At 64.7% G+C, this 19,232-nt stretch carries 17 protein-coding genes; 11 read left to right on the top strand and 6 right to left on the bottom strand.

The features are described from left to right. The first annotated feature begins 27 nt into the window (after positions 1 to 27). The gene (locus GSQ92_RS24150; RefSeq protein ID WP_158805140.1) at positions 28 to 483 is read left to right on the top strand and encodes an Rrf2 family transcriptional regulator; all 456 of its coding nucleotides are present in this window, start codon (positions 28 to 30) and stop codon (positions 481 to 483) included. Between the two features lie 65 nt (positions 484 to 548). Here GSQ92_RS24150 and GSQ92_RS24145 read toward each other — a convergent pair whose 3' ends face one another. Next, positions 549 to 1,931: a M20/M25/M40 family metallo-hydrolase gene (locus GSQ92_RS24145; protein ID WP_158805139.1), complete on the bottom strand. Its 1,383-nt coding sequence runs from the start codon at positions 1,929 to 1,931 to the stop codon at positions 549 to 551. Positions 1,932 to 2,049: 118 nt separating this feature from the next. Here GSQ92_RS24145 and GSQ92_RS24140 point away from each other — a divergent pair, with 118 nt between their 5' ends. Both GSQ92_RS24140 and GSQ92_RS24135 read left to right on the top strand, forming a co-directional pair. Next, positions 2,050 to 3,408, top strand: a complete 1,359-nt coding sequence (locus tag GSQ92_RS24140) for an aspartate aminotransferase family protein (RefSeq protein ID WP_158805138.1) — start codon at positions 2,050 to 2,052, stop codon at positions 3,406 to 3,408. Beyond that, positions 3,405 to 3,899: a GNAT family N-acetyltransferase gene (locus GSQ92_RS24135; RefSeq protein WP_216850496.1), complete on the top strand. Its 495-nt coding sequence runs from the start codon at positions 3,405 to 3,407 to the stop codon at positions 3,897 to 3,899. Before GSQ92_RS24140 ends, GSQ92_RS24135 begins: the two co-directional genes overlap by 4 nt. Before the next feature lie 175 nt (positions 3,900 to 4,074). Here the strand turns inward: GSQ92_RS24135 and GSQ92_RS24130 are convergent, their stop codons facing one another. From GSQ92_RS24130 to tal, 3 genes are all read right to left on the bottom strand, one after another. Next, the gene (locus GSQ92_RS24130) at positions 4,075 to 4,998 is read right to left on the bottom strand and encodes a glycosyltransferase family 9 protein (RefSeq protein ID WP_158805137.1); all 924 of its coding nucleotides are present in this window, start codon (positions 4,996 to 4,998) and stop codon (positions 4,075 to 4,077) included. 244 nt (positions 4,999 to 5,242) lie between these two features. Then, entirely contained in the window at positions 5,243 to 6,229 is a 987-nt protein-coding gene (gene denD, locus GSQ92_RS24125; RefSeq protein ID WP_158805136.1) for a D-erythronate dehydrogenase, read from the bottom strand. Between the two features lie 137 nt (positions 6,230 to 6,366). After that, positions 6,367 to 7,449: a transaldolase gene (tal, locus tag GSQ92_RS24120; protein ID WP_158805135.1), complete on the bottom strand. Its 1,083-nt coding sequence runs from the start codon at positions 7,447 to 7,449 to the stop codon at positions 6,367 to 6,369. Between the two features lie 418 nt (positions 7,450 to 7,867). On the opposite strand from tal, the gene GSQ92_RS24115 reads away from it, so the two are divergent. The 3 genes from GSQ92_RS24115 to GSQ92_RS24105 all read left to right on the top strand — a co-directional run bounded on the left by GSQ92_RS24115 (position 7,868) and on the right by GSQ92_RS24105 (position 11,663). Further along, positions 7,868 to 8,887, top strand: coding sequence for a sugar ABC transporter substrate-binding protein (locus tag GSQ92_RS24115; RefSeq protein ID WP_158805134.1), 1,020 nt, complete (start codon positions 7,868 to 7,870; stop codon positions 8,885 to 8,887). A gap of 221 nt (positions 8,888 to 9,108) precedes the next feature. Continuing rightward, the gene (locus GSQ92_RS24110; RefSeq protein ID WP_216856926.1) at positions 9,109 to 10,647 is read left to right on the top strand and encodes a sugar ABC transporter ATP-binding protein; all 1,539 of its coding nucleotides are present in this window, start codon (positions 9,109 to 9,111) and stop codon (positions 10,645 to 10,647) included. A 29-nt stretch (positions 10,648 to 10,676) separates the two neighbouring features. Further along, a complete protein-coding gene (locus GSQ92_RS24105; RefSeq protein ID WP_159014141.1) occupies positions 10,677 to 11,663 on the top strand; it encodes an ABC transporter permease in 987 nt (328 codons plus the stop codon). Between the two features lie 3 nt (positions 11,664 to 11,666). Here the strand turns inward: GSQ92_RS24105 and GSQ92_RS24100 are convergent, their stop codons facing one another. Further along, positions 11,667 to 12,443, bottom strand: a complete 777-nt coding sequence (locus GSQ92_RS24100; protein ID WP_158805132.1) for an SDR family NAD(P)-dependent oxidoreductase — start codon at positions 12,441 to 12,443, stop codon at positions 11,667 to 11,669. Positions 12,444 to 12,534: 91 nt separating this feature from the next. Here GSQ92_RS24100 and GSQ92_RS24095 point away from each other — a divergent pair, with 91 nt between their 5' ends. From GSQ92_RS24095 to puuE, 3 genes are read left to right on the top strand one after another with little or no spacing between them, the layout of a single operon-like run. Then, entirely contained in the window at positions 12,535 to 13,794 is a 1,260-nt protein-coding gene (locus tag GSQ92_RS24095) for a Zn-dependent hydrolase (protein WP_216856925.1), read from the top strand. A 13-nt stretch (positions 13,795 to 13,807) separates the two neighbouring features. After that, the gene (locus tag GSQ92_RS24090) at positions 13,808 to 14,839 is read left to right on the top strand and encodes an NAD(P)-dependent oxidoreductase (protein WP_158805131.1); all 1,032 of its coding nucleotides are present in this window, start codon (positions 13,808 to 13,810) and stop codon (positions 14,837 to 14,839) included. 28 nt (positions 14,840 to 14,867) lie between these two features. Next, positions 14,868 to 15,806, top strand: a complete 939-nt coding sequence (gene puuE, locus GSQ92_RS24085; protein WP_158805130.1) for an allantoinase PuuE — start codon at positions 14,868 to 14,870, stop codon at positions 15,804 to 15,806. 145 nt (positions 15,807 to 15,951) lie between these two features. Here puuE and GSQ92_RS24080 read toward each other — a convergent pair whose 3' ends face one another. Next, positions 15,952 to 16,854 (bottom strand): 2-hydroxyacid dehydrogenase, encoded by a 903-nt coding sequence (locus GSQ92_RS24080; protein WP_159014139.1) that lies wholly within the window; start codon positions 16,852 to 16,854, stop codon positions 15,952 to 15,954. 38 nt (positions 16,855 to 16,892) lie between these two features. Here GSQ92_RS24080 and GSQ92_RS24075 point away from each other — a divergent pair, with 38 nt between their 5' ends. Together GSQ92_RS24075 and GSQ92_RS24070 are read left to right on the top strand one after the other, a co-directional pair. Next, positions 16,893 to 18,167, top strand: coding sequence for an aromatic ring-hydroxylating dioxygenase subunit alpha (locus GSQ92_RS24075; RefSeq protein ID WP_159014137.1), 1,275 nt, complete (start codon positions 16,893 to 16,895; stop codon positions 18,165 to 18,167). Between the two features lie 92 nt (positions 18,168 to 18,259). Further along, entirely contained in the window at positions 18,260 to 19,225 is a 966-nt protein-coding gene (locus GSQ92_RS24070; RefSeq protein WP_216850493.1) for a GlxA family transcriptional regulator, read from the top strand. Positions 19,226 to 19,232 lie beyond the last annotated feature (7 nt).

Raw genomic sequence — 19,232 nt, 5'->3', positions numbered from 1 at the left:
TTCGCCGCGATCAAGGAGAGAACGTCGATGCTCATGCGTCGCGAACGGGCCTATACCGCTATCGCGGTCATGCTGGATATAGGATGGCACGCCGGCCGGCAGCGCCTTGAAAGCGCTGGTGATATCGCAGACCGTTTGGCGATGGCTCGGCGTGGAATCGAGCCGGTTCTGCAGGGACTCGCCCGAGTCGGCCTGCTGGACAGCACGCGCGGCCCGAAAGGCGGTTACCGTCTGGGCCGCAGCGCCCGTCAAATCAACCTCGCCGAGATCGTGGAAGCGGTGACGGGAGGCGACGGCGCGGAGGAAACCGTCACGGAAGCAGGCGGCGAGTTGCAGACGGCGGCGGTCGAGCCTCTGTGGGTCGAGCTGGAACAGCATGTCCATGCCCATTTGCAGGCCATTACGCTGGAGGCGCTCATCCAGCGCGCCCAGGTTTCGGGCCTGAAGCGCCCGGCCCATGCGCCGATCGTCTTCGCGATCTGAAGCAGCTCTCACCATTTCGCCCGGCGAGATCCGAGCGGGCGATTGCAATGCTCAACGTCGGTTGGTCACTTCAGAGCGTCGAGGATCCTGATCCACGAGCGGATTCCGTTCTGGAAGCTGCGTAAGTCGTATTTTTCGTTAGGCGAATGGATGCGGTCGTCGTCCATCGCGAAGCCGACCAACAGCGAGTCGATGCCGAGAACGTGCTGAAGGTCGCCCACCACGGGGATCGACCCACCCGAACCGATGATCGCGGCCGCCTTGCCCCACTCTTCGGTCAGGGCCGCCTGTGTGCGCCGCACATGTTCGCCGTCGGAAGGCACTGTCACGGCCGGGCTATTGCCGTGGCCGAGGAAACGGGCCTCGCAGTCGGCCGGCAGACGCTCCGTCACGAATTGCCGGAAGGCCGCCTGCACCGCCTTCGGATCCTGCCCGCCCACCATACGGAAGGAAATCTTGGCGGAGGCTTCGGAGGGGATGACGGTCTTCGCCCCCTCCCCCGTGTAGCCACCCAGGATGCCATTCACGTCGCAGGTCGGCCGTGTGGTGATTTGCTCCAGCACGGAGCGCCCCCGTTCGCCGGCCGGAACCGACAGGCCGACCGCGCCGAGGAAACCGGCATCGTCGAAGCCCAACGCGTCCCAGCCCGCTTTCACCTCCGGCGGTAATTCCCGCACGTCGTCGTAGAAACCGGGGAGCGTCACGCGACCCTCGGCGTCATGTAAGTCGGCGATGATGCGGGCCAGCACACGGATCGGATTCTGCGCCGCGCCGCCATACATGCCGGAATGCAGGTCCATCGACGCCGCGCGAATGGTGACTTCCTCATAGACAATGCCGCGCAGCATCGTGGTGATCGCGGGGGTCTCCGCATTCCAAAGGTCGGTATCGCAGATGAGGCAGAAATCGGCTTTCAGCTCCTCCCGGTTCTCGGTGAGGAAGGGCACCAGGCTGAGGGCAGCGGATTCCTCCTCGCCCTCGAGCAACACGGTGACGTCGATGGGCAATTCGCCCCGCGTTTCGATGAAAGCGCGGCAGGCTTCCACGAAGGTCATCACCTGGCCTTTGTCGTCCGACGCGCCGCGCCCAACGATCGCCTCACCGCGCGGACCCGGCACACGTTGCGGCTCGAAGGGCGGCGAGGTCCAAAGATCCAGCGGGTCGGGCGGCTGCACGTCGTAATGGCCGTAGAACAGGACATGCGGCGCGCCAGCGCGACCGGTGCGGCGGTGGCCGACGACGATGGGCTGCCCCAGCGCCTTCCGTGCCGAGGCCTCGAAGCCAATTTCGGTCAGCGCGGCAGCGGCCCAATCGGCGGCCCGGCGGCAATCCGCCGCATAGGCGGCATCGGCGGAGATTGATGGGATTCGCAGGAATTCAAAGAGCCGGTCGAGGCTGCGATCCAGACCATTATCGGCGGCGTCGAGCACGGCATTCAGGTCGGTCATCGTAAGGGCCTCGATGCTTGGGGTCGTCAGCGGATCAACTGTCTCAAGCACGCCTCGCGGGCCTGGGCAAATGCGGCGTCCCGGCCGAAGCTAGGGTGTGGCGATAGGGGGAGGCGTTATGCCGACGGATCAATCCGCGTCGAAACTGTTCTACCAGACGCGGCTGCGGCGGCCCCTGCTCGATCGGGCCGAGGGCGTCTATCTCTGGGACCAGAACGGCAAGCGCTACCTCGACGGTTCCAGCGGCTCGATGGTCTCCAACATCGGGCACTCCAACCCGGCCGTGCTGGAAGCGATGCGGCGGCAGATGGACCGTTCGACCTTCGGCTATCGCCTGCATTTCGAGAACGAACCGGCTGAGCAACTCGCCAACCGGATCGCAACGAAGATGCCGCCGGGGCTCGACCGCGTCTTCTTCGTCTCGGGCGGTTCGGAGGCGGTGGAGAGTTGCCTCAAGCTCGCCCGCCAATATGCGCTGGCGATCGGTGAGGCGCAGCGCTGGAAGGTCATCTCGCGCTTCCCTTCGTATCACGGCACGACCCTGGGCGCCCTTTCAGTCACAGGCATGTCACTGATGAGTGCGCCTTTCGCGCCGATGATGCGCGAGATGCCGAAGATCCCTGCGCCGACTTGCTACCTCGACCGGGACAGCCTCTCGGCCGAGGAACGCGGGCTGCGTTATGCGCGGATGCTGCGGGAGGAGATTCTGCGGCAGGGGCCGGAGACGGTGCTCGCCTTCATCATGGAGCCGGTGGGCGGCGCCTCGACCGGAGCGCTGGTGGCGCCGGACAGCTACCATGCCGAGATCCGCGCCATCTGTGACGAGTTCGACATCCTGCTGATCAGCGACGAGGTAATGAGCGGCGCCGGCCGCACCGGGAAATATCTGGCGCTGGACCATTGGGGCGTACGGCCCGATCTTATCGCACTCTCGAAGGGGCTGGGTGCGGGTTACGTGCCGCTCGGCGCGATGGTGGCTGACGCGCGGATCGCCAATGCCGTGATCGACAATGGCGGCTTCATGCACGGCCATACCTATGCCGGCAATCCCCTCGCCTGTGCCGCCGGCCTCGCGGTGATCGAGGAGATCGATCGGCTGGACCTGTTGGAAGCGGCGCAGGATCGAGGTGAACGGCTGAAGGCGCGGCTTCAGGCGCTCATGCAGCGTTTCCCATTTATCGGCGACGTGCGCGGCAAGGGGCTGCTGCTGGCCTTCGAGCTGGTGGCGGATCGGGAGACGATGGCGCCGCTCCCGGCTGAGCTGAACGCCCATCTGCGGCTGATCGATATCGCGTACGAGCGTGGGCTAATCCTCTATTCGCGCCGCACACGGGGTGGCCGTATCGGCGATCACTTCATGGTTTGTCCGCCGCTCATCGTGACGGAGGCGCAGATCGACGAGATCATGGATGGGATCACCGCGAGCCTCCTCGACTTCGCGAGGGGAGCTGGTCTGCCGGCTGGGGCATCGGCTTGAGTTCGTCGGCTCTTATCAGGGAGGCGAAGGTAGACGAGCTTGGCGCGGTCGCGGCGATGATTCGCAAACTCGCCGAACACATCGAACCGGGCTTCGTCCCCAGGACGACCGCCGCGGATCTGCTTGCGCACGGGGCTGCGGGGCGAGGCCGCTTCACCATCCTGGTGGCGGAACAGGCGCATGGGCTGGTCGGCTTCTGCCTTTACTCCTGGCTGTTCTCGGCATGGCGAGGGCGGCCGGGCGTTTACTTATCCGATCTTTATGTGGACGAAGCGCAGCGAGGCGCGGGCCTCGGCATCGCGCTCTTGCGCGCGGTGCTGGCGCGCGAGGCTCACGAGGATTGCGGCTTCATCCTGCTCGAAGTCGATCGGATGAACGCCTCGGCACGCGCCTTCTACGAGCGGATCGGCTTCGTCCTGAAAGACCACGACGACAGCTTCATCCTGGCCGGTACGGCACTCGACCGGCTGCGCTCAACGCCAACGGGTTAGGCGTGGTGCGAACGTGATGCACTGATGCGAGCCGCGACCCGAAAGATCCGTCATGGCACGCGAAGGCGTGCCATCCACGCCTTACCTTCGTGAAGCAAGCAAAGGCGTGGATGCTCGGCCTTCGCCGAGCATGACGTGGTGGGATGAGCGCGGTTCAAACCAAAGACATCCCGCCTCAACGCGCCGCCAATATCGTCGCCGTCCGCTCCGGCACCGTGTCCAGCATTCGCATGCAGGCCGCGTAGGCCGTATCGACGGAAAGGCTCTCCATCGACGGTCCGTCCGCCAAGGCCCAGGCCGCATGCTTGCCGGCCGGGGCCATTTCCTCCGCACGATCGATCGTCGTCCCGCACAAACCGATCGTCGGTGTTTCGGACGCGGCGGCGAGGTGCATGAGCCCGCTGTCATTGCCGACATAGAGGGCGCAGCGCTGGATGCAGGCGGCCACCTCCGGGATGATGAGGTTGCCACGGAAGTCGAGCGCGCCCGGCAGTGCCGCGAGCAAAGGTGCGGCCATGTCGCGCTCCGCGTCTCCAGGTCCCGCGAAGACGGCGGGGATGGCATTCGGCAGCGGTCCCTCGGCGAGCCTGCGAAACAGTTCCGCGAAACGGTCGGCGGCCCAGACCTTCGGCGCCCAATTCGCGGTCGCGCCGAAGCCGATCACTGGCCGGCCCGGCGGCAACAGCGTTGCCGCCTTCGCGCGATCCTCCGGCGCCGTCCAGACGATCGGCAGCGGTGGCGGTTTAATTTTGAGGATGGCGGCGTACTGCTCGTACATCCGCCCCGGAACCCGCCGCCGCACGGCACGCCTGCGCGTCGGCAGAAGATAGGCGATGAGGGAGCCGCGCATATCGACCACGAGATCCCAGAAGGTAAAGGCCGCGTCGCGCCACAGCCTCAACCAATGCAGGTCGCGCCGATGCTTGACGACGATGATCGTGCGCTCGTGGTTCGGCATCCGCGCGAAAACGTCCCGTGCGGCAGGACCGCAGGCGATGGTGAAGCGCGCTTCGGGGTAGGTTCGGATGAGGTGATCCAGAACGCCGCAGGTAATGACGGCATCCCCAATGCGATTGGACGAGATGAAGAGGATGCGCATGGCCACTCTCCGCGTCAGGGCGTTCGGGTCTGGCGCAGAGGATAAGGAGCCTGTCGTGATCCGTGCGAAGGATGTCTTTGGTTTGAACCGCGCCAATTCCGCCACGTCATGCTCGGCGAAGGCCGAGCATCCACGCCTTCCTTGCTCGACGAAGGCGAGGCATGGACGGCACGCGGGGGGCCGCCCCGCCTTTGCGTGAAATGACGGATCCTTTGGCCGCGGCTTAGCGTCGAAGACACCGACGCTAAACGCGGCCGCCCAGCTCTTCCTCGATATGCACGCGCACGATCGCCTCGAAGGACGCATCGGCGCGGAAACCGAGCGCGAGTGCGCGCTGGGTGTCGAAAGCCTCTGGCCAATTGCTGACGAGACGTTCGATCGCGGGATCGGCTTTGCGGGTGATCAGCCGGGTCGCGGCCTCGCCGGCGACGCTTCGCAGCGCCTCGATCTCCTCGGCGACGGTGGCCGTGACGCCCGGCAACGCCAGGCTTCGCCTGCCGCCCAAGGGCGCGAGGTCGCAGGTCGCGGCATGGATGAGGAAGCCAATCGCGGCGCGCGGGCTGGCGAACCAGTGGCGTACCTTGTCGCTGACCGGCAGCACCGCCGGCTGACCCACCAAAGGCTCGCGGATGATGGAGGAGAAGAAGCCGGATGCCGCCAGGTTCGGCTTGCCCGGCCGCACGCAGATGGTCGGCAGGCGAAGGCCGATGCCATCGAGGAAGCCTCGGCGGCTGTAATCCGCCAGCAACAGTTCGCCGATGGCCTTCTGGGTGCCATAGCTGGAGAGCGGCGTGAGGTTGAAGTCATCCGGAATGACCGGCGGCATCGGCGTGCCGAAAACCGCGATCGAGGAAGTGAAGACCACCCTCGGGTAATACTTCTCCGTATTGGCTCGCGCGCCTTCCTGCCGGATGGCCTCCAGCAGATACCGCGTGCCATCGAGATTGACGCGGTAACCCTTGTCCATGTCCGCCTCGGCCTCGCCGGAAACGATGGCGGCGAGGTGGAAGATGATGTCGGGGCGCGTCGCGACGAAGCGATCGACAACGCCGGCGGCCGAAAGGTCCACCGCCTGACGCGTCACATTGCCCTTGAAGCCGGCGGGCGCCAGCGGCTCAACGACATCGACCAGCGTCAGTGTGTCGGGCGACAGGCCCGCCGTCCCGCTCACCAGCCGATCGGTGAGCTTGCGGCCGAGCATGCCGGCAGCGCCTAGGATGAGAATATGCACTTTGGGAAGTCTCCTCGCCGAGAGTCTTTCCAGCCAGCTAGATCAGGATCAGGCCGGTGGCAACGCTCTATCGGCACGGAACAGTAAAGCGCCCCTCTCGCCACCTGTGCGACGAGAGGGGTTTGGTCGTTCGAAGACTAAGCGAGCACTTTGCTCTTGGACTCGATCGCGCCCATCAGCTCGGTCCAGGACTTCACGAAGCCCTTGGCGCCAGCTGATTGCAGCTCGGTCGATAGCGCGCTGAGGTCGATGCCCGCTTTCACATGCGCGGCCAGAACTTCCTCGGCGTTACCGCCGTCACGCGGCAGGGCGGTCGCTGACTTGCCGTGATCGGCGAAGGCCAGCAGCGTGCCTTCCGGCATCGTATTGACCGTGTTCGGAGCGGCCAAGCCCGCGATATACAGCGTGTCGGACGCGTTCTTGTCCTTCGTGCCGGTGCTAGCGAAGAGCAGGCGCTGTGCGTGGGCACCGACATTCTGCAGACGCTGGAAACGGTCACTCTCGATGATGTCGCGATAGGCCTTGTAGCACTGCGCGCCGACCGCGAGGCCGAGGGTATTGCGGATCTCGGCCGGGACCTTCTCGGTCACGGACGCATCCCACCGGCTGATGAACAGCGAGGCGACGGAGCGCACATCGGCCGACAGACCGGCGGCGACCCGGCGCTCCAGTCCCTTCATATAGGCATCGGCGGCGAGCTTGTACTGGTCGGTGGAGAACAGCAGCGTCACGTTGATGGGGATGCCGGCGAAGATCGCATCCTCGATCGCGGGCAGGCCCTCGGGCGTGCCGGGGATCTTGATAAAGAGGTTCGGCTTGTTCGCCTGCTTGTGCAGCGTCTTGGCCTGATCGACCGTCGCCTTGGTGTCATAGGCGAAGACCGGTGACACTTCGAGCGAGACGAAGCCGTCCACCGTGCCCGTGCGCTCGTACACCGGGAGGAACAGATCCGCCGCGCGGCTCAGGTCCTGCACGGCCATGTTGAAGAACAGGCCCTCGCCCTTGGCGCCGCTATCGAGCTGCGAGATGATTTCCTTGTCGTACCATTTGCTCTTCGAGATGGCGTTGTCGAAGATGGTCGGGTTGGAGGTCAGGCCCGTGACCGACAGCTCGTCGATGTAGCGCTTAAGCGTGCCGCTATCGAGAAGATCGCGCGTGATGTTGTCGAGCCACAAGCTTTGGCCCAGCCGGTTCAGAGTCTTCGGTGCGTCTGAGGCCATGGGTTGGTTCCTTTACCGCTGGTCTAGGGTTGCCGGATCGGATGCGTCCTCGTGGTCCTGGCACGCCACGGCGCACCTTCCACTTCGGCCAGCCTCCCGATCCGCCATTGGGTGAATGTCGGTCAGGCTTAGTCCTCAATTAGCACGTGTCCCCCCGGGGGAAAATGGTCTCGGGCCGCGGCTTTTGCCTTCCGCACGGCGAGGCGGGCGTGCTGAAGCAAAAGTGTCATTGGGAGCGTGCGAGGTCTGTTGGACTCCGACCCTTCAATTGCTCCGTGGCTCAAATTGTCTCGTTTGAGGCATATCTGGTTTGCCGCCGACGGCGAGTTTCGCCGCGTTGACGCTGCCAGGGGGGCTATCTACTGTCCTAATCAACGCCGCGTAAAAAAGCGAAAAGTCTCGGCGCGAGGGAGAACTCATGTCCAAACTCAAGCAGAATCTCGCGGCGATTGCCGCTGTCTCGTGTCTCGCATGGGCCGCCTCGGCAGCCCATGCGGCCGACAGCTATACGGTCGGGCTCAGCGTCGCCACCCTCGCCAATCCTTTCTTCCAGGGGATGACGAAGGGCGTGCAGGCCGGGATCGCCCAACATCCTGACCTCAAGCTCATCAATACCAGCGCCAATGGCGATGCGAATACCCAGACCAACCAGGTCACCGACCTCATCAACCAGCATGTGGCGGCGCTGATCCTCAACCCGATCAACGCCAATTCCATCGTGCCGGTGGTGAAGGAAGCCAATAAGAAGGGCATTCCGGTCTTCACGCTGGACCGTGGCGCCGCCTGCGGCGATTGCCAGGTGAACTTCCTCGAGACCGACAACGTGGCGCTCGGCAAGGAGGGCGCCGACTTCATCGCGGAGCAGCTCAAGAAGCGCTACGGCTCGGTGAAGGGCAATGTGGTCGATCTCGAAGGTCTCCTCGGCACCACGGCGGGCGATGAGCGCGAGCAAGGCTTCGCCGCCGAGCTGGCGGTGCTGCAAAAGGACAATCCGGACCTCAAGCTGGTGGCCAAGCAGGCGGCGGATTTCGATGCCGACAAGGCCTTCAACATCATGACCCAGCTTCTCGCGGCCCATAACGACATCGACGCGGTGTTCAACGGCAATGACGACAACGCGGTCGGCGCCATCCGCGCGATCCGCCAGGCCAACCGATTCGCGCCGATCGGCGATCCGAAGCACATCGTGATCATCAGCATCGACGGCACCGAGCAGGCGCTGAGCGCCATCCGCAAGGGCCAGATGGATGGCACGCTGTCGCAGAACCCCCTGACCATGGCCAAGCAGTCGGTCGCCTATGTCGAGGCCTATCTGCATGGCGACAAGGCAAGCATCCCCGCGCATCAATTCTGGCCGCATATGCTGCTGACGAAAGAGACGATCGATAGCCCGGCGGCCAAGGCCTATGGCCTGTGGGGCGACGAGGTGAGCCAGTAAGGCGACAATCTGTTGTTGGATGCGGTGAGGATCGGGCGTCCAGGACTTATTTGCTCGACTAAGGCAAGGCGTGGATGGCACGCCCTCGCGTGCCATGACGATACTCTCGAGGCCAGCCTGTCCCTTGAGCCGGTGAGCCGCCCGCTCAACCCAACCCATTCGTCATGCTCGGCGAAGGCCGAGCATCCACGCCTTCCTAGTGAAGTCGTGGGCAGGCGTGGATGGCAACAGGACTTGGCCGTAAGACCCCGCGCAAATGCGGGCCTGACAGCATGACGCGGCTGCTGGAGATGCAGGGCATCTCCATGGGGTTCCCCGGGGTGAAAGCTCTCTCCGATGTCAGCATCTCCCTCGACCGGGGGGAGGTGCTCGGTATCGTCGGCGAGAATGGCGCCGGGAAGTCCACCTTGATGAAGATTCTCGCCGGGGTGTTTCGCCCCGATGCGGGCCAGTTGCATCTTGAGGGCGTGCCATTCAGCCCAAGGCGTCCCAAAGACGCGTTGGATGCCGGGATCATCGTGATCCACCAGGAACTCAGCCTCATCCCCGAGCGTTCGGTGGCCGAGAACATCTTCCTCGGCCATCTGCCGCGCGGCAGGCTCGGCGGGATACGCCGCGCCGCGCTGAACCGCGAGGCGAGCCGGTTGCTCGCCCGCGTCGGCCTCTCCGTTTCGCCACGCACGCTGGTTCGCCGGCTCGGCATCGCGCAGCAGCAGCTGGTGGAGATCGCCCGCGCGCTGTCCCGCGAGGCGCGGGTCATCGTCATGGACGAGCCGACGGCGACGCTGACCACGGCCGAGCAGCGCATCCTGTTCGCCACGATCGCGACGCTGCGGAATGCCGGCGTCGGGCTGGTCTTCATCAGCCACCATCTGGAAGAAGTCTTCGAGATCTGCGACCGCGTGACGGTGCTGCGCGACGGCGCCGCCGTGGAAACCCGAGCGACCAAGGATTGGACCGAGGACGCGCTGATCCAGGCGATGGTCAATCGCCCGATCGAGGCGCTGTTCCCCGCCCGCCACGCCACGCTGGGCGAAGTGCTGCTCCAGGTCGAGGGGCTCAGTTCCGCCGGCCGCTTCGAGGATGTCTCCTTCGAGCTTCGGGCCGGCGAGGTGGTCGGCCTCGGCGGCCTGATCGGCGCGGGCCGAACCGAAGTGCTCAAGACGATCTACGGCGCCCTGCCCGCGACCAAGGGCAAGATCCATGTCGAGGCGCGGGAGCGCCATATTCGCTCGCCGCGCCAGGCGCTTTCCGCCGGGGTCGCGCTAGTGCCAGAGGACCGCAAGGGCGAGGGTCTGGTGATGCCCTTCTCGCTCCGCACCAATGTCGCGATGTCCACCCTCACCAAGGTTTCCTGGCTGCGCTCGATCCTCGCGCAAGGCCGGATCGACCGGCTGGCGGAGCACGCTGTCGAAGACCTGCGCATCCGCACGCCGGGCATTCGCCAGCTTGTCCGGTCGCTGTCGGGCGGCAACCAGCAGAAGGTCGTACTGTCTCGCGCCTTGACCACGAAGCCGCGCATCTTCCTGCTCGACGAGCCGACGCGCGGTATCGATGTGGGTGCGAAAGTCGAGGTCTATCGGCTCATCAACGCCTTGGCGGAGCGCGGAGCGGCGATCCTGGTCGTGTCTTCCGACATGCTGGAGCTGCTGGGTCTCTGCGATCGTGTCCTGGTGATGCGGACAGGCCGCATCGCCGGGATGGTCGCCAAGGCCGATTTCAGCCAGGAACGCATCATGGCCCTCGCAGCCCTCGGCTGACGCGGCGTCCGTTAAAGAGAAGGCTGTCGATGGCATCCGGTCAAACCTCCCCCGCCCCGAAGCGAAACTTCGGTCTCTCCTCGGTGACGCGCGCCATCAACGAGCTGACCATCGTGGTGGGTTTCGTCGCGATTTCGGTCTATCTGGCGATAACGACGCCGTCCTTCCTGACCTCCGCCAATCTGCTCTCGATCCTGCTGGCGAGTTCGCTGATCGGCATCGTCGCGGTGGGTGAGACCTTCGTCATTGTGACCGGCGGCATCGACCTATCCGTGGGTTCGGTGGTGGCCTTTACCGGCGTAATGGCGGGGCTCGCGCTCAACGCGCATATCCCGGTGCCCATCGCGGTGCTGCTGGGTATCGGCATCGGCGCCTTGTCGGGTGGCTTCATCGCCTTCGCGGTGACGACGCTGAACATGGCGCCCTTCATCGTGAGCCTCGCGGTGCTCGCCATGGCGCGCGGCCTCGCCTTCATCGTCACCAACGGCAATACGATTTTCTCCTTCCCGGACGCCTTCGACAATATCGGCGGCGGCAATATCGGCCCCTTCCCGGTCGCGGCACTGATCGCGGCGGCGGTGTTCCTGATCGCGGGCCTGGTGCTGGCACGCACGGTGTTCGGCGCCGAGGTCTATGCCGTGGGCGGTAATCGCGACGCCGCGCGGCTGGCGGGCATTCCCGTGACGCGCACGCTCGCCATCGTCTACATCATCAGCGGCGCGCTCGCGGGTCTGGGCGGCGTGGTGCTGGCTGGGCGGCTGGACAGCGCGCAGCCGATCGCGGCGGTGGGGCTGGAGCTGAACGCGATCGCGGCCGTGGTTATCGGCGGCGCGTCCCTGTTCGGGGGCAAGGGCAGCATCCTGGGTACGCTGCTGGGCGTGCTGATCATCGGCCTGATCAACAACGGTCTTACGCTGAAAAACGTGCAGCCCTTCTGGGTGCAGTTCATCCAGGGCGCGGTGATCTTCGGCGCGGTGCTGATCGACAGCCTCAACCAGAAGCGTCGCGGCGGCTGAGGATCAGGCAGCTAGCCAGCCGCCATCGACCACGAGGTTCGAGCCGGTCATGAAGGTGGCGCGGTCGCTCGCCAGGAACACGGCGGCATTCGCGATGTCCTGCGGCCGGCCGAGACGCGGCCAGGGCGTGCGGCGTCGGGCATTCTCCATCAGAGCGGGATCCATCGGCAGCCCCGGCTTGCCGGTCACGACCTTGCCCGGCGAGATCGAATTGCAGACGATCAGGTCCTTGGCATAGTCAACGGCGATCTGCCGCGTGAGATAGATGGCGCCCGCCTTGCTGACGCCATAGGGCGTATCGCGCGGCGAGGTCACGATACCCTGCTGCGAGCCAAGATTGATCAGCCGCCCCCGCACCTCCTCCCGAGGCTCCTGCGAGATCATCTGCTGCACCGCGCGCTTACAGCCGAGGAACATGCCGGTCATATTGACCGCCATGACATGCTCCCACTGCTCGATCGTCGTATCCAGCAGCGGCGTTCCCGAATAGATCGCCGCGTTGTTGACCATGACATCGAGCCGGCCATAGAGCGCCACCGTTTTCGTCACGAGCCGGTCGAGATCCTCCCATTTCGAGACATCGACGGTTTCGAAAATGCCCTTGCCGCCCGCACGGGTAATCAGATCGAGCGTCGGCTCGCCGCCTTCCAGCGGTTCGGTAGTGATATCGGCGAGCGCGACCGTCGCCCCCTCTGCCGCGAAGCTGAGGGCGATAGCGCGACCGATCCCGGCACTTGCTCCGGTGACGACGGCGATCTTTCCGGCGAGCAAACTAGACATTCATGGTGGTTCCATGGCTGGATGAAATTGTCGCTGACGTGACACGCATTCTCGCTGAACTTGCAGAGCGAGCAACCAGTTTTCGAGGATCTTGCCGATTAACGACATCATTCAATTCGATCCCGACCTCGCCGGCGCGATCTTCGATGAGCTGGCGCTGGCCACGCGCGTCGGACGCGGTATCGTTCGCGATAGCTACGGCGCGGGTGAGCAGGCGGCTCATGACATTCTGAGGCGCAGGGCCGTCGCGATCGGTCTGGAATGCGCGGTCGATGCCATCGGCAACCTGACGATGACACTGCCGGGCCTTGACCGCGCGGCGCCGCGCATCATCATCGGCTCCCACCTCGACAGCGTGCCTCAGGGCGGCAATTTCGATGGCGCGGCGGGTGTCGTAGCAGGGCTTTGCGCCCTCTCGGCATTGCGAAGCGGCGGTTTCGTGCCGCGTTGCGACATCGCCGTGATGGGCATCCGCGCCGAGGAATCCGCTTGGTTCGATATCGCTTATGTCGGGAGCGCCGGGGCTCTCGGGCTGCTTGATCCGGATTGCCTGTCGGTCGCGCGCGCGGATACCGGACTCACTCTAGAGGCGACATTGGCCGCGCAAGGCTTCGATCCCAGCACAATTCGCGAGCGGCGTCACCTCATCGAACCAAATAGCATCCGCGCCTATCTGGAGCTGCACATCGAGCAGGGTCCGACGCTCGTCAACGAGGGCCTGCCGGTTGCCGTGGTCACCGGCATCCGGGGCTGCAAACGGTTCCGCAATGCGCGGTGCGTCGGCGCCTATGCGCATTCCGGCGCCGTCGCCCGCCCCTATCGCCGCGATGCGGTGGCCGCGACAGTCGCACTTCTGCATCAGATGGAAGCAGTGTGGCTGCGTGAGGAAGCGGCCGGCGCGGATCTCGTGCTGACCTCGGGTGAGTTTTACACCGACGCCACAATGCACGGCCCCAGCAAGATCGCCGGAGAAACGCGCTTCGTTCTGGATATCCGCAGCACGTCGGACACCACCATGAACATCGTGGCGGCCGAGGCGCGAGATGCGGCTGAACGTATCGGGCGAGATTATCGGGTGAGCTTCGATCTCGGCACCACTAGCGATTCGCCACCGGCACTCATGGACACAAGACTGCGTGCGAAGATCATGGGTCTGCTCGACGCGCCTTTCGAGATGGCGAGCGGCGCAGGCCATGACGCGGCGGTCTTCGCGCAAATGGGGATCCCGAGCGCCATGATCTTCATCCGTAACGAGAATGGCAGTCACAACCCGGATGAGGCGATGACGCTGGATGACTTCGGTGTCGCGACACAGACGCTGATCAGCCTGCTCGTCGATTTCCCGATATGAGAGAAGATTCGCGATGACCGTATTGGTGACTGGGGCGACGGGCTTCGTGATGAGCGTGCTAGCGCGGCGCTGGCTGGAGTCCGACCCAACCCTGCGGCTGGTGGCTCTGGACACCGCACCGCTCGACGCTGAGGCGTTGCGCTATTTCGCGCCGGTGGCAGATCGCCTGTCCGTCATTGTCGCGGATGTCACGCGGCCGGAAAGCTGGCGCGATGCGCTGGCGGGGTTTGACATAACGCACATCGTCCACGGCGCGACCGTGACGCCGCTGTCGCGCGGTTCAGCGGCCGAGGCGAAGCGGGAGCCCGAAGCGGAAAATCCTGCCCGCATCATCGACGTCAACATCATGGGAACCGTGGCCGTGCTGGATTGGGCCCGCGCATTGCCCGGTCTGCAACGCGTCATCTATGTCAGCTCCGGCGCGGTCTACAAGCATCACGGTCCCGATCGTCCCGGTGAGCCTTTGCCCGAGGATGGCTATGTCATGCCGCGAAAGCTCTACGGAATCTCGAAGCTGGCATCGGAACTCATCACCGAACGCTATGGCGACCTGTTCGGGCTCTCCACCGCCTCCGTCCGGTTGTCATCGGTCTACGGCACAATGGACCGCGCGACGGCGAGCCGCAACTTCCGCCATATTCCCAATCGCATCGCCCACATGGCGCTCGACGGCGCCAGCCCCGTGCGCGCGAATTCGCTCGATGTCGTCGGTGACTATATTCATGCGGAGGATGTGGCTACCGCAATCCTTGCGCTGCTGCACGCGCCGAAACTGCGATTTTCGGCCTACAACATAGCCGCCGGCCACGTCACGACGATCCGTGAACTTGTTGACTGGGCCGCCGAGAAGACGCCTGGATTCACCGCCGAGATCGCGCATGGCGAGCGGGCCGACATCCTCAATGATGCGAGCCTGACCGGCGGCATGTGGGGTGCCTACGATATCTCGCGCATCGCTGCCGATACCGGCTGGACGCCCCGCCCGACGCGCGAAGCGTTTCATGGCTATATGGACTGGATCGCCGCGCGGCGATCGGCCACCTGACAGAGCATCGAATGACTCGGGCACAGCAATGATCTCAGCCGAACCCTATCCTCGCGATCTCCTCGGCTATGGCGGCCGCCCGCCACATCCGCGCTGGCCGAATGACGCCAAGATCGCAGTCTCCATCGTGCTGAACTACGAGGAAGGCGGCGAGTACTCGGTGCTGCACGGCGACCCGCATTCGGAATATGTGCTCACCGATCTCGGCGCGGTCCCTCCCCTGCAAGGACTGCGCGATCTCAACGTCGAATCCATGTTCGAATACGGCAGCCGCGTGGGTTTCTGGGAGATCATGCGCCTGTTCCGCGAGCGCGGCGTCGATGCGACGATTTACGGCGTCGGCATGGCGCTTGAACGCAACCCCGATGCGGCCGCCGAGATCGCCGCCAGCGGCCTGGAAGTCGCCTGCCACGGGCAGCGCTGGATCGACTACCAGCAGGTCCCGGAGGAAGTCGAGCGCGCGGATATCGCCCGCAATATCGAGGTCATCACCCGCATGATCGGGCGCCGGCCGCTTGGCTGGTACACCGGCCGGCCTGGCCCCAATACCCGTCGGCTGGTCGTGGAGGCTGGCGGTTTCCTCTACGACAGCGACGCCTATAACGACGATCTTCCCTATTGGACAAAAGTGGATGGCCGCGCGCATCTGATCGTCCCTTACAGCCTCGACAACAATGACAGCCGCCTGCCGCGCGGCGCTGATTTCAGCACGGGCGACGACTTCTTCACCTATTGCCGCGACGCTTTCGATTGGCTGTATCGCCAAGGCGCCGAGGGCCGCCCGCGCATGATGTCGATCGGCCTACACGCCAGGATCATCGGCCGCCCCGGCCGGATTGGCGCGCTGGCGCGGCTACTCGATCATATCCAGACCCACGACGGCGTCTGGCTGTGCGACCGCTCCTCCATCGCGCGGCACTGGATCGCCCGTCACCCCGCCCACTCCGTCGGCCAGACGCAAGTTTAGGTCGTATTCACGACAACACGGTGCTTTGATGAGGGGCAGTCTTTCCCCTGCATCGGAGCACGGCATCAGTGGATTTCGTTGCGCCTGAAACAGTCGCCTCGGCACAGTATCCCTTGGCGACCGGTCCCTTTACTCTGCGGGTCCCTCAGCTCAGGGCGTCTCGCAGCGAGACGATGCCCGCGCGCAACAGACGGCGCGTCGCCTCCACCGTGAACCATGCGGCGTGGGGGGACAGCGTGACGCTGTCGAGGGTGGTCAGAACATGACCCGGCGGCAGCGGCTCCTGCGCGAAAACATCGAGGCCCGCATGCAGGTCGCCTTTTCTCAAGCGGGCCACAAGCGCTTCCTCATCCACCAAGCCGCCGCGCGCCGTGTTCACCAGGACCGCACCACTTTTCAGCAAAGCAATCCGCTGGCGATTAATGATGCCACGGGTCGATTCATACAGCCCGAGATGCAGCGAGACGATATCGGACGTCGCCAATACTTCGTCGAACTCCAGCAAGGTGCAGGGCGCATCAGGCGGCGGCGAGCGATTCCAGCCAACGACCTCGCAGCCCACCGCCTTGCCCAGAACCGCCAGGGCACGGCCGACGCCGCCAAGCCCCAGAATGCCCAGACGTGCTCCGGCGATGTCCCGGCCGAGTTGTGGCGCCCATTGGCCGGCCCGCATGCCGCGATCCATGGCGGCTATACCGCGCCGCGCCGCGAAGATCAGGCCAAGCGCGTGCTCGGCCACCGAACCGTCGCCATAACCCTTCACACGATGCACGGCGATGCCGCGCGCCTGCGCCGCCGCGAGATCCACCCAGCTTCCGACGCCGGTGCTGAGGTAGGAAATCACGCGCAGATCCGGCAATGCCGCGAGAGTGCGGGCGTCGACTTTAGTCCGCAACAGAACGAGGCCGGCGCAGCCTTGCGCAGCCGCCACCAATCCTTCCGCGCCAGGCTCGGCAAGCCGCACATCCAGCGTCGGAAGCAAGGCGCGGATCTCCGGATCGAAAGCGGCAGCCATCTCCGCGCTGCAATCGGGGAAGGCGAGTTTCATTGGTCAACACTCTCTCAGCACGACGGCAAGAAATGCCCATGATCTCCACCAGCGCAACCTTGGAACAACAGACATTCGCCGGAGGTGCCGCCTCGGTGCGCGATCTGCTCCGTGCACGGCGCCCGCGCCATGGCTTGCCGGGCGCCTTCTACACCGACCCTGACATCTATGCCCTCGACATCGCGGCGATCTTCGAACGCGAGTGGATCTTCGTCGGCGCTCTCTGCGAGATCCCGAAACCTGGCAATTTCCTCACGGTCACCATCGGCAACAGCCCGATCATCGTGTTGCGCGACCGCAAAGGTGAGGTGCGCGCGTTCTTCAACACCTGCCGTCATCGTGGCTTCAAGCTCTGCGATGCCGCCAAAGGACATACACCGGCGCTCATCTGCCCCTATCACCGCTGGACCTACCGGCTGGATGGCACCCTCGCCCACGCCAAACACATGCCGGAAGACTTCAACCCCGAGGAGTTTCCCCTTGTCAGCGTGCATGTCCGGACGGTCGGCGGCACGATCTATGTTTGCCTCGCCGACGATCCGCCGGATTTCGCGCCCTATCAGGAGGCGCTGACCCAACAGCTTGCGCCACACGCACTCGAACACGCGAAGGTGGCGTTCGAGGCCGATCTTGTCGAATACGGCAACTGGAAAATGGTGATGGAGAACTCTCGCGAGTGCTATCACTGCGCCACCGGCCATGACGAGCTGATGCTGACGTTCCTCGACATCTACGATTTCGCCAATCCGGATCAGGCGACGAATATCAGGTCCTATTGGGACAAGTGGGAAACCGCGGGATTCGGGCCGAGCGTCAGCGAGGGGCCAACCCACCGGGCCGTCCGCCTGCCGCTCACCGGCGATGCCCGGTCCATGACGATGGACGGCAAGATCGCGGTTGGCCGTCCACTCGGCCAGGCGCCGGCGGATGCTTATGGTTCGCTGCGCTGGGTCCATTACCCCTCGACCTTCAACCATTGCCTGAACGACTACACAGTGCTGATCCGCATGCTTCCGCTCGGCCCCGAGGAGACGCTGGTGACGACCAAGTGGCTGGTCGATGCGGACGCCGTCGAAGGCCGCGACTACGACCTCAGCAATCTTCTGAAGGTCTGGACGATCACCAATGATCAGGACAAGGCGCTGGTCGAACGCAACCAAGCCGGCGTCCGATCGAGCGGCTATCGGCCGGGCCCCTATTCGCCCTCCCTGGAAGCGGGCGTGCTGAAATTCGTCGATTGGTATTGCGAGAAGCTTGACCATCATCTCGATGGCCTTTCCCGGTCGCCCAATCGCGACGGGCGGTCTTCATAATCGCCCCCGCCAGATCGGAGCGCACCACGCGGATCGGCTTTCTGCTGATCCCCGGCTTCGCGCTGCTGCCTTACGCTTCCGCGATTGAGCCGTTGCGCGCCGCCAACGCCATCGCGGAACACCCGCTCTATGAATGGCATCACCTGACACCGGAAGGAACGCCGGTCGAGGCGTCGAACGGCCTGACGGTGACGCCCGATCTCGACTGGGCGTCTTCGCGCGACCTCGACTGGTTGATTGTCTGCGCGGGTGCCTCGGCCATGAGCTTTCGCGATCCCACAACTCTGCGGCGTTTGGCGGTGCTGGCGCGGCAAGGCGTTCGGATGGGCGGGGTTTCGGCTGGTCCGTACATTCTCGCTCGCGCAGGGCTGCTGAACGGCTATCGCTTCACGCTGCATTGGGAATTGTCGGCCGGATTCAACGAGGAATTTCCCGACCTCAACTTGCGCAAATGTCTGTTCGAGATTGATCGCGATCGGCTCACCTGCTCGGGTGGAGCGGCGCCGCTGGACATGATGCATGCACTGATTGCCCACGAACATGGCAGCGCGCTCGCCATGGCGGTGAGTGACTGGTTCATGCAAACCGAAGTGCGTGAAGGTGGACATCCGCAACGCATGTCCGCTTCGGAGCGTTTCGGTGTCAGAAACCCGGCTCTCCTGCGAGTCCTCGCCTATATGGACGCCTATCTCGAACAGCCGGGGACGGGCGCGGAACTGTCAGCAGTCGCGGGCGTTTCCCTGCGCCAGGTCGAGCGGCTCTTCCGCAGGCATTTCGGCGTCACGCCCGCCGCCTATTATCTAAGGCTGCGTCTCGAACATGCCCGGATGCTGCTGCGTCAGACGCCGATGCCCATGGTGGAGGTCGCGCTGGCGACAGGCTTCGCGAATGCGAGCCATTTCGCCCATGCCTATCGCGCCATGTTCGGCCGCACCCCGAGTTCCGAGGCAACGCGCCCCGCCGGAAAGGCGACGCGTGCCCGAGAGACCTCACTCGCGGCAGGAAGTGCGATCCCGCTGTCGCGATCGCCGCCTTTGCCGCAAAGGGCACTGCCGTGACGCCTCC

Source organism: Acidisoma sp. S159 (genome assembly GCF_009766125.1).
Lineage (GTDB): Bacteria > Pseudomonadota > Alphaproteobacteria > Acetobacterales > Acetobacteraceae > Acidisoma.
The sequence above is the reverse complement of the archived record's forward strand: the minus strand, read 5'-3'. Positions and strand labels throughout refer to the sequence as shown.

Coding starts and splice junctions, on each gene's coding strand:
- GSQ92_RS24150 (WP_158805140.1), top strand. CDS start 28: ATGCTCATGCGTCGCGAACGGGCCTATACCGCTATCGCGGTCATGCTG.
- GSQ92_RS24075 (WP_159014137.1), top strand. CDS start 16,893: ATGATCTCCACCAGCGCAACCTTGGAACAACAGACATTCGCCGGAGGT.
- GSQ92_RS24080 (WP_159014139.1), bottom strand. CDS start 16,854: ATGAAACTCGCCTTCCCCGATTGCAGCGCGGAGATGGCTGCCGCTTTC.
- GSQ92_RS24145 (WP_158805139.1), bottom strand. CDS start 1,931: ATGACCGACCTGAATGCCGTGCTCGACGCCGCCGATAATGGTCTGGAT.
- GSQ92_RS24110 (WP_216856926.1), top strand. CDS start 9,109: ATGGCAACAGGACTTGGCCGTAAGACCCCGCGCAAATGCGGGCCTGAC.
- tal (WP_158805135.1), bottom strand. CDS start 7,449: ATGGCCTCAGACGCACCGAAGACTCTGAACCGGCTGGGCCAAAGCTTG.
- puuE (WP_158805130.1), top strand. CDS start 14,868: ATGATCTCAGCCGAACCCTATCCTCGCGATCTCCTCGGCTATGGCGGC.
- GSQ92_RS24100 (WP_158805132.1), bottom strand. CDS start 12,443: ATGTCTAGTTTGCTCGCCGGAAAGATCGCCGTCGTCACCGGAGCAAGT.
- GSQ92_RS24090 (WP_158805131.1), top strand. CDS start 13,808: ATGACCGTATTGGTGACTGGGGCGACGGGCTTCGTGATGAGCGTGCTA.
- GSQ92_RS24130 (WP_158805137.1), bottom strand. CDS start 4,998: ATGCGCATCCTCTTCATCTCGTCCAATCGCATTGGGGATGCCGTCATT.
- GSQ92_RS24115 (WP_158805134.1), top strand. CDS start 7,868: ATGTCCAAACTCAAGCAGAATCTCGCGGCGATTGCCGCTGTCTCGTGT.
- GSQ92_RS24140 (WP_158805138.1), top strand. CDS start 2,050: ATGCCGACGGATCAATCCGCGTCGAAACTGTTCTACCAGACGCGGCTG.
- GSQ92_RS24105 (WP_159014141.1), top strand. CDS start 10,677: ATGGCATCCGGTCAAACCTCCCCCGCCCCGAAGCGAAACTTCGGTCTC.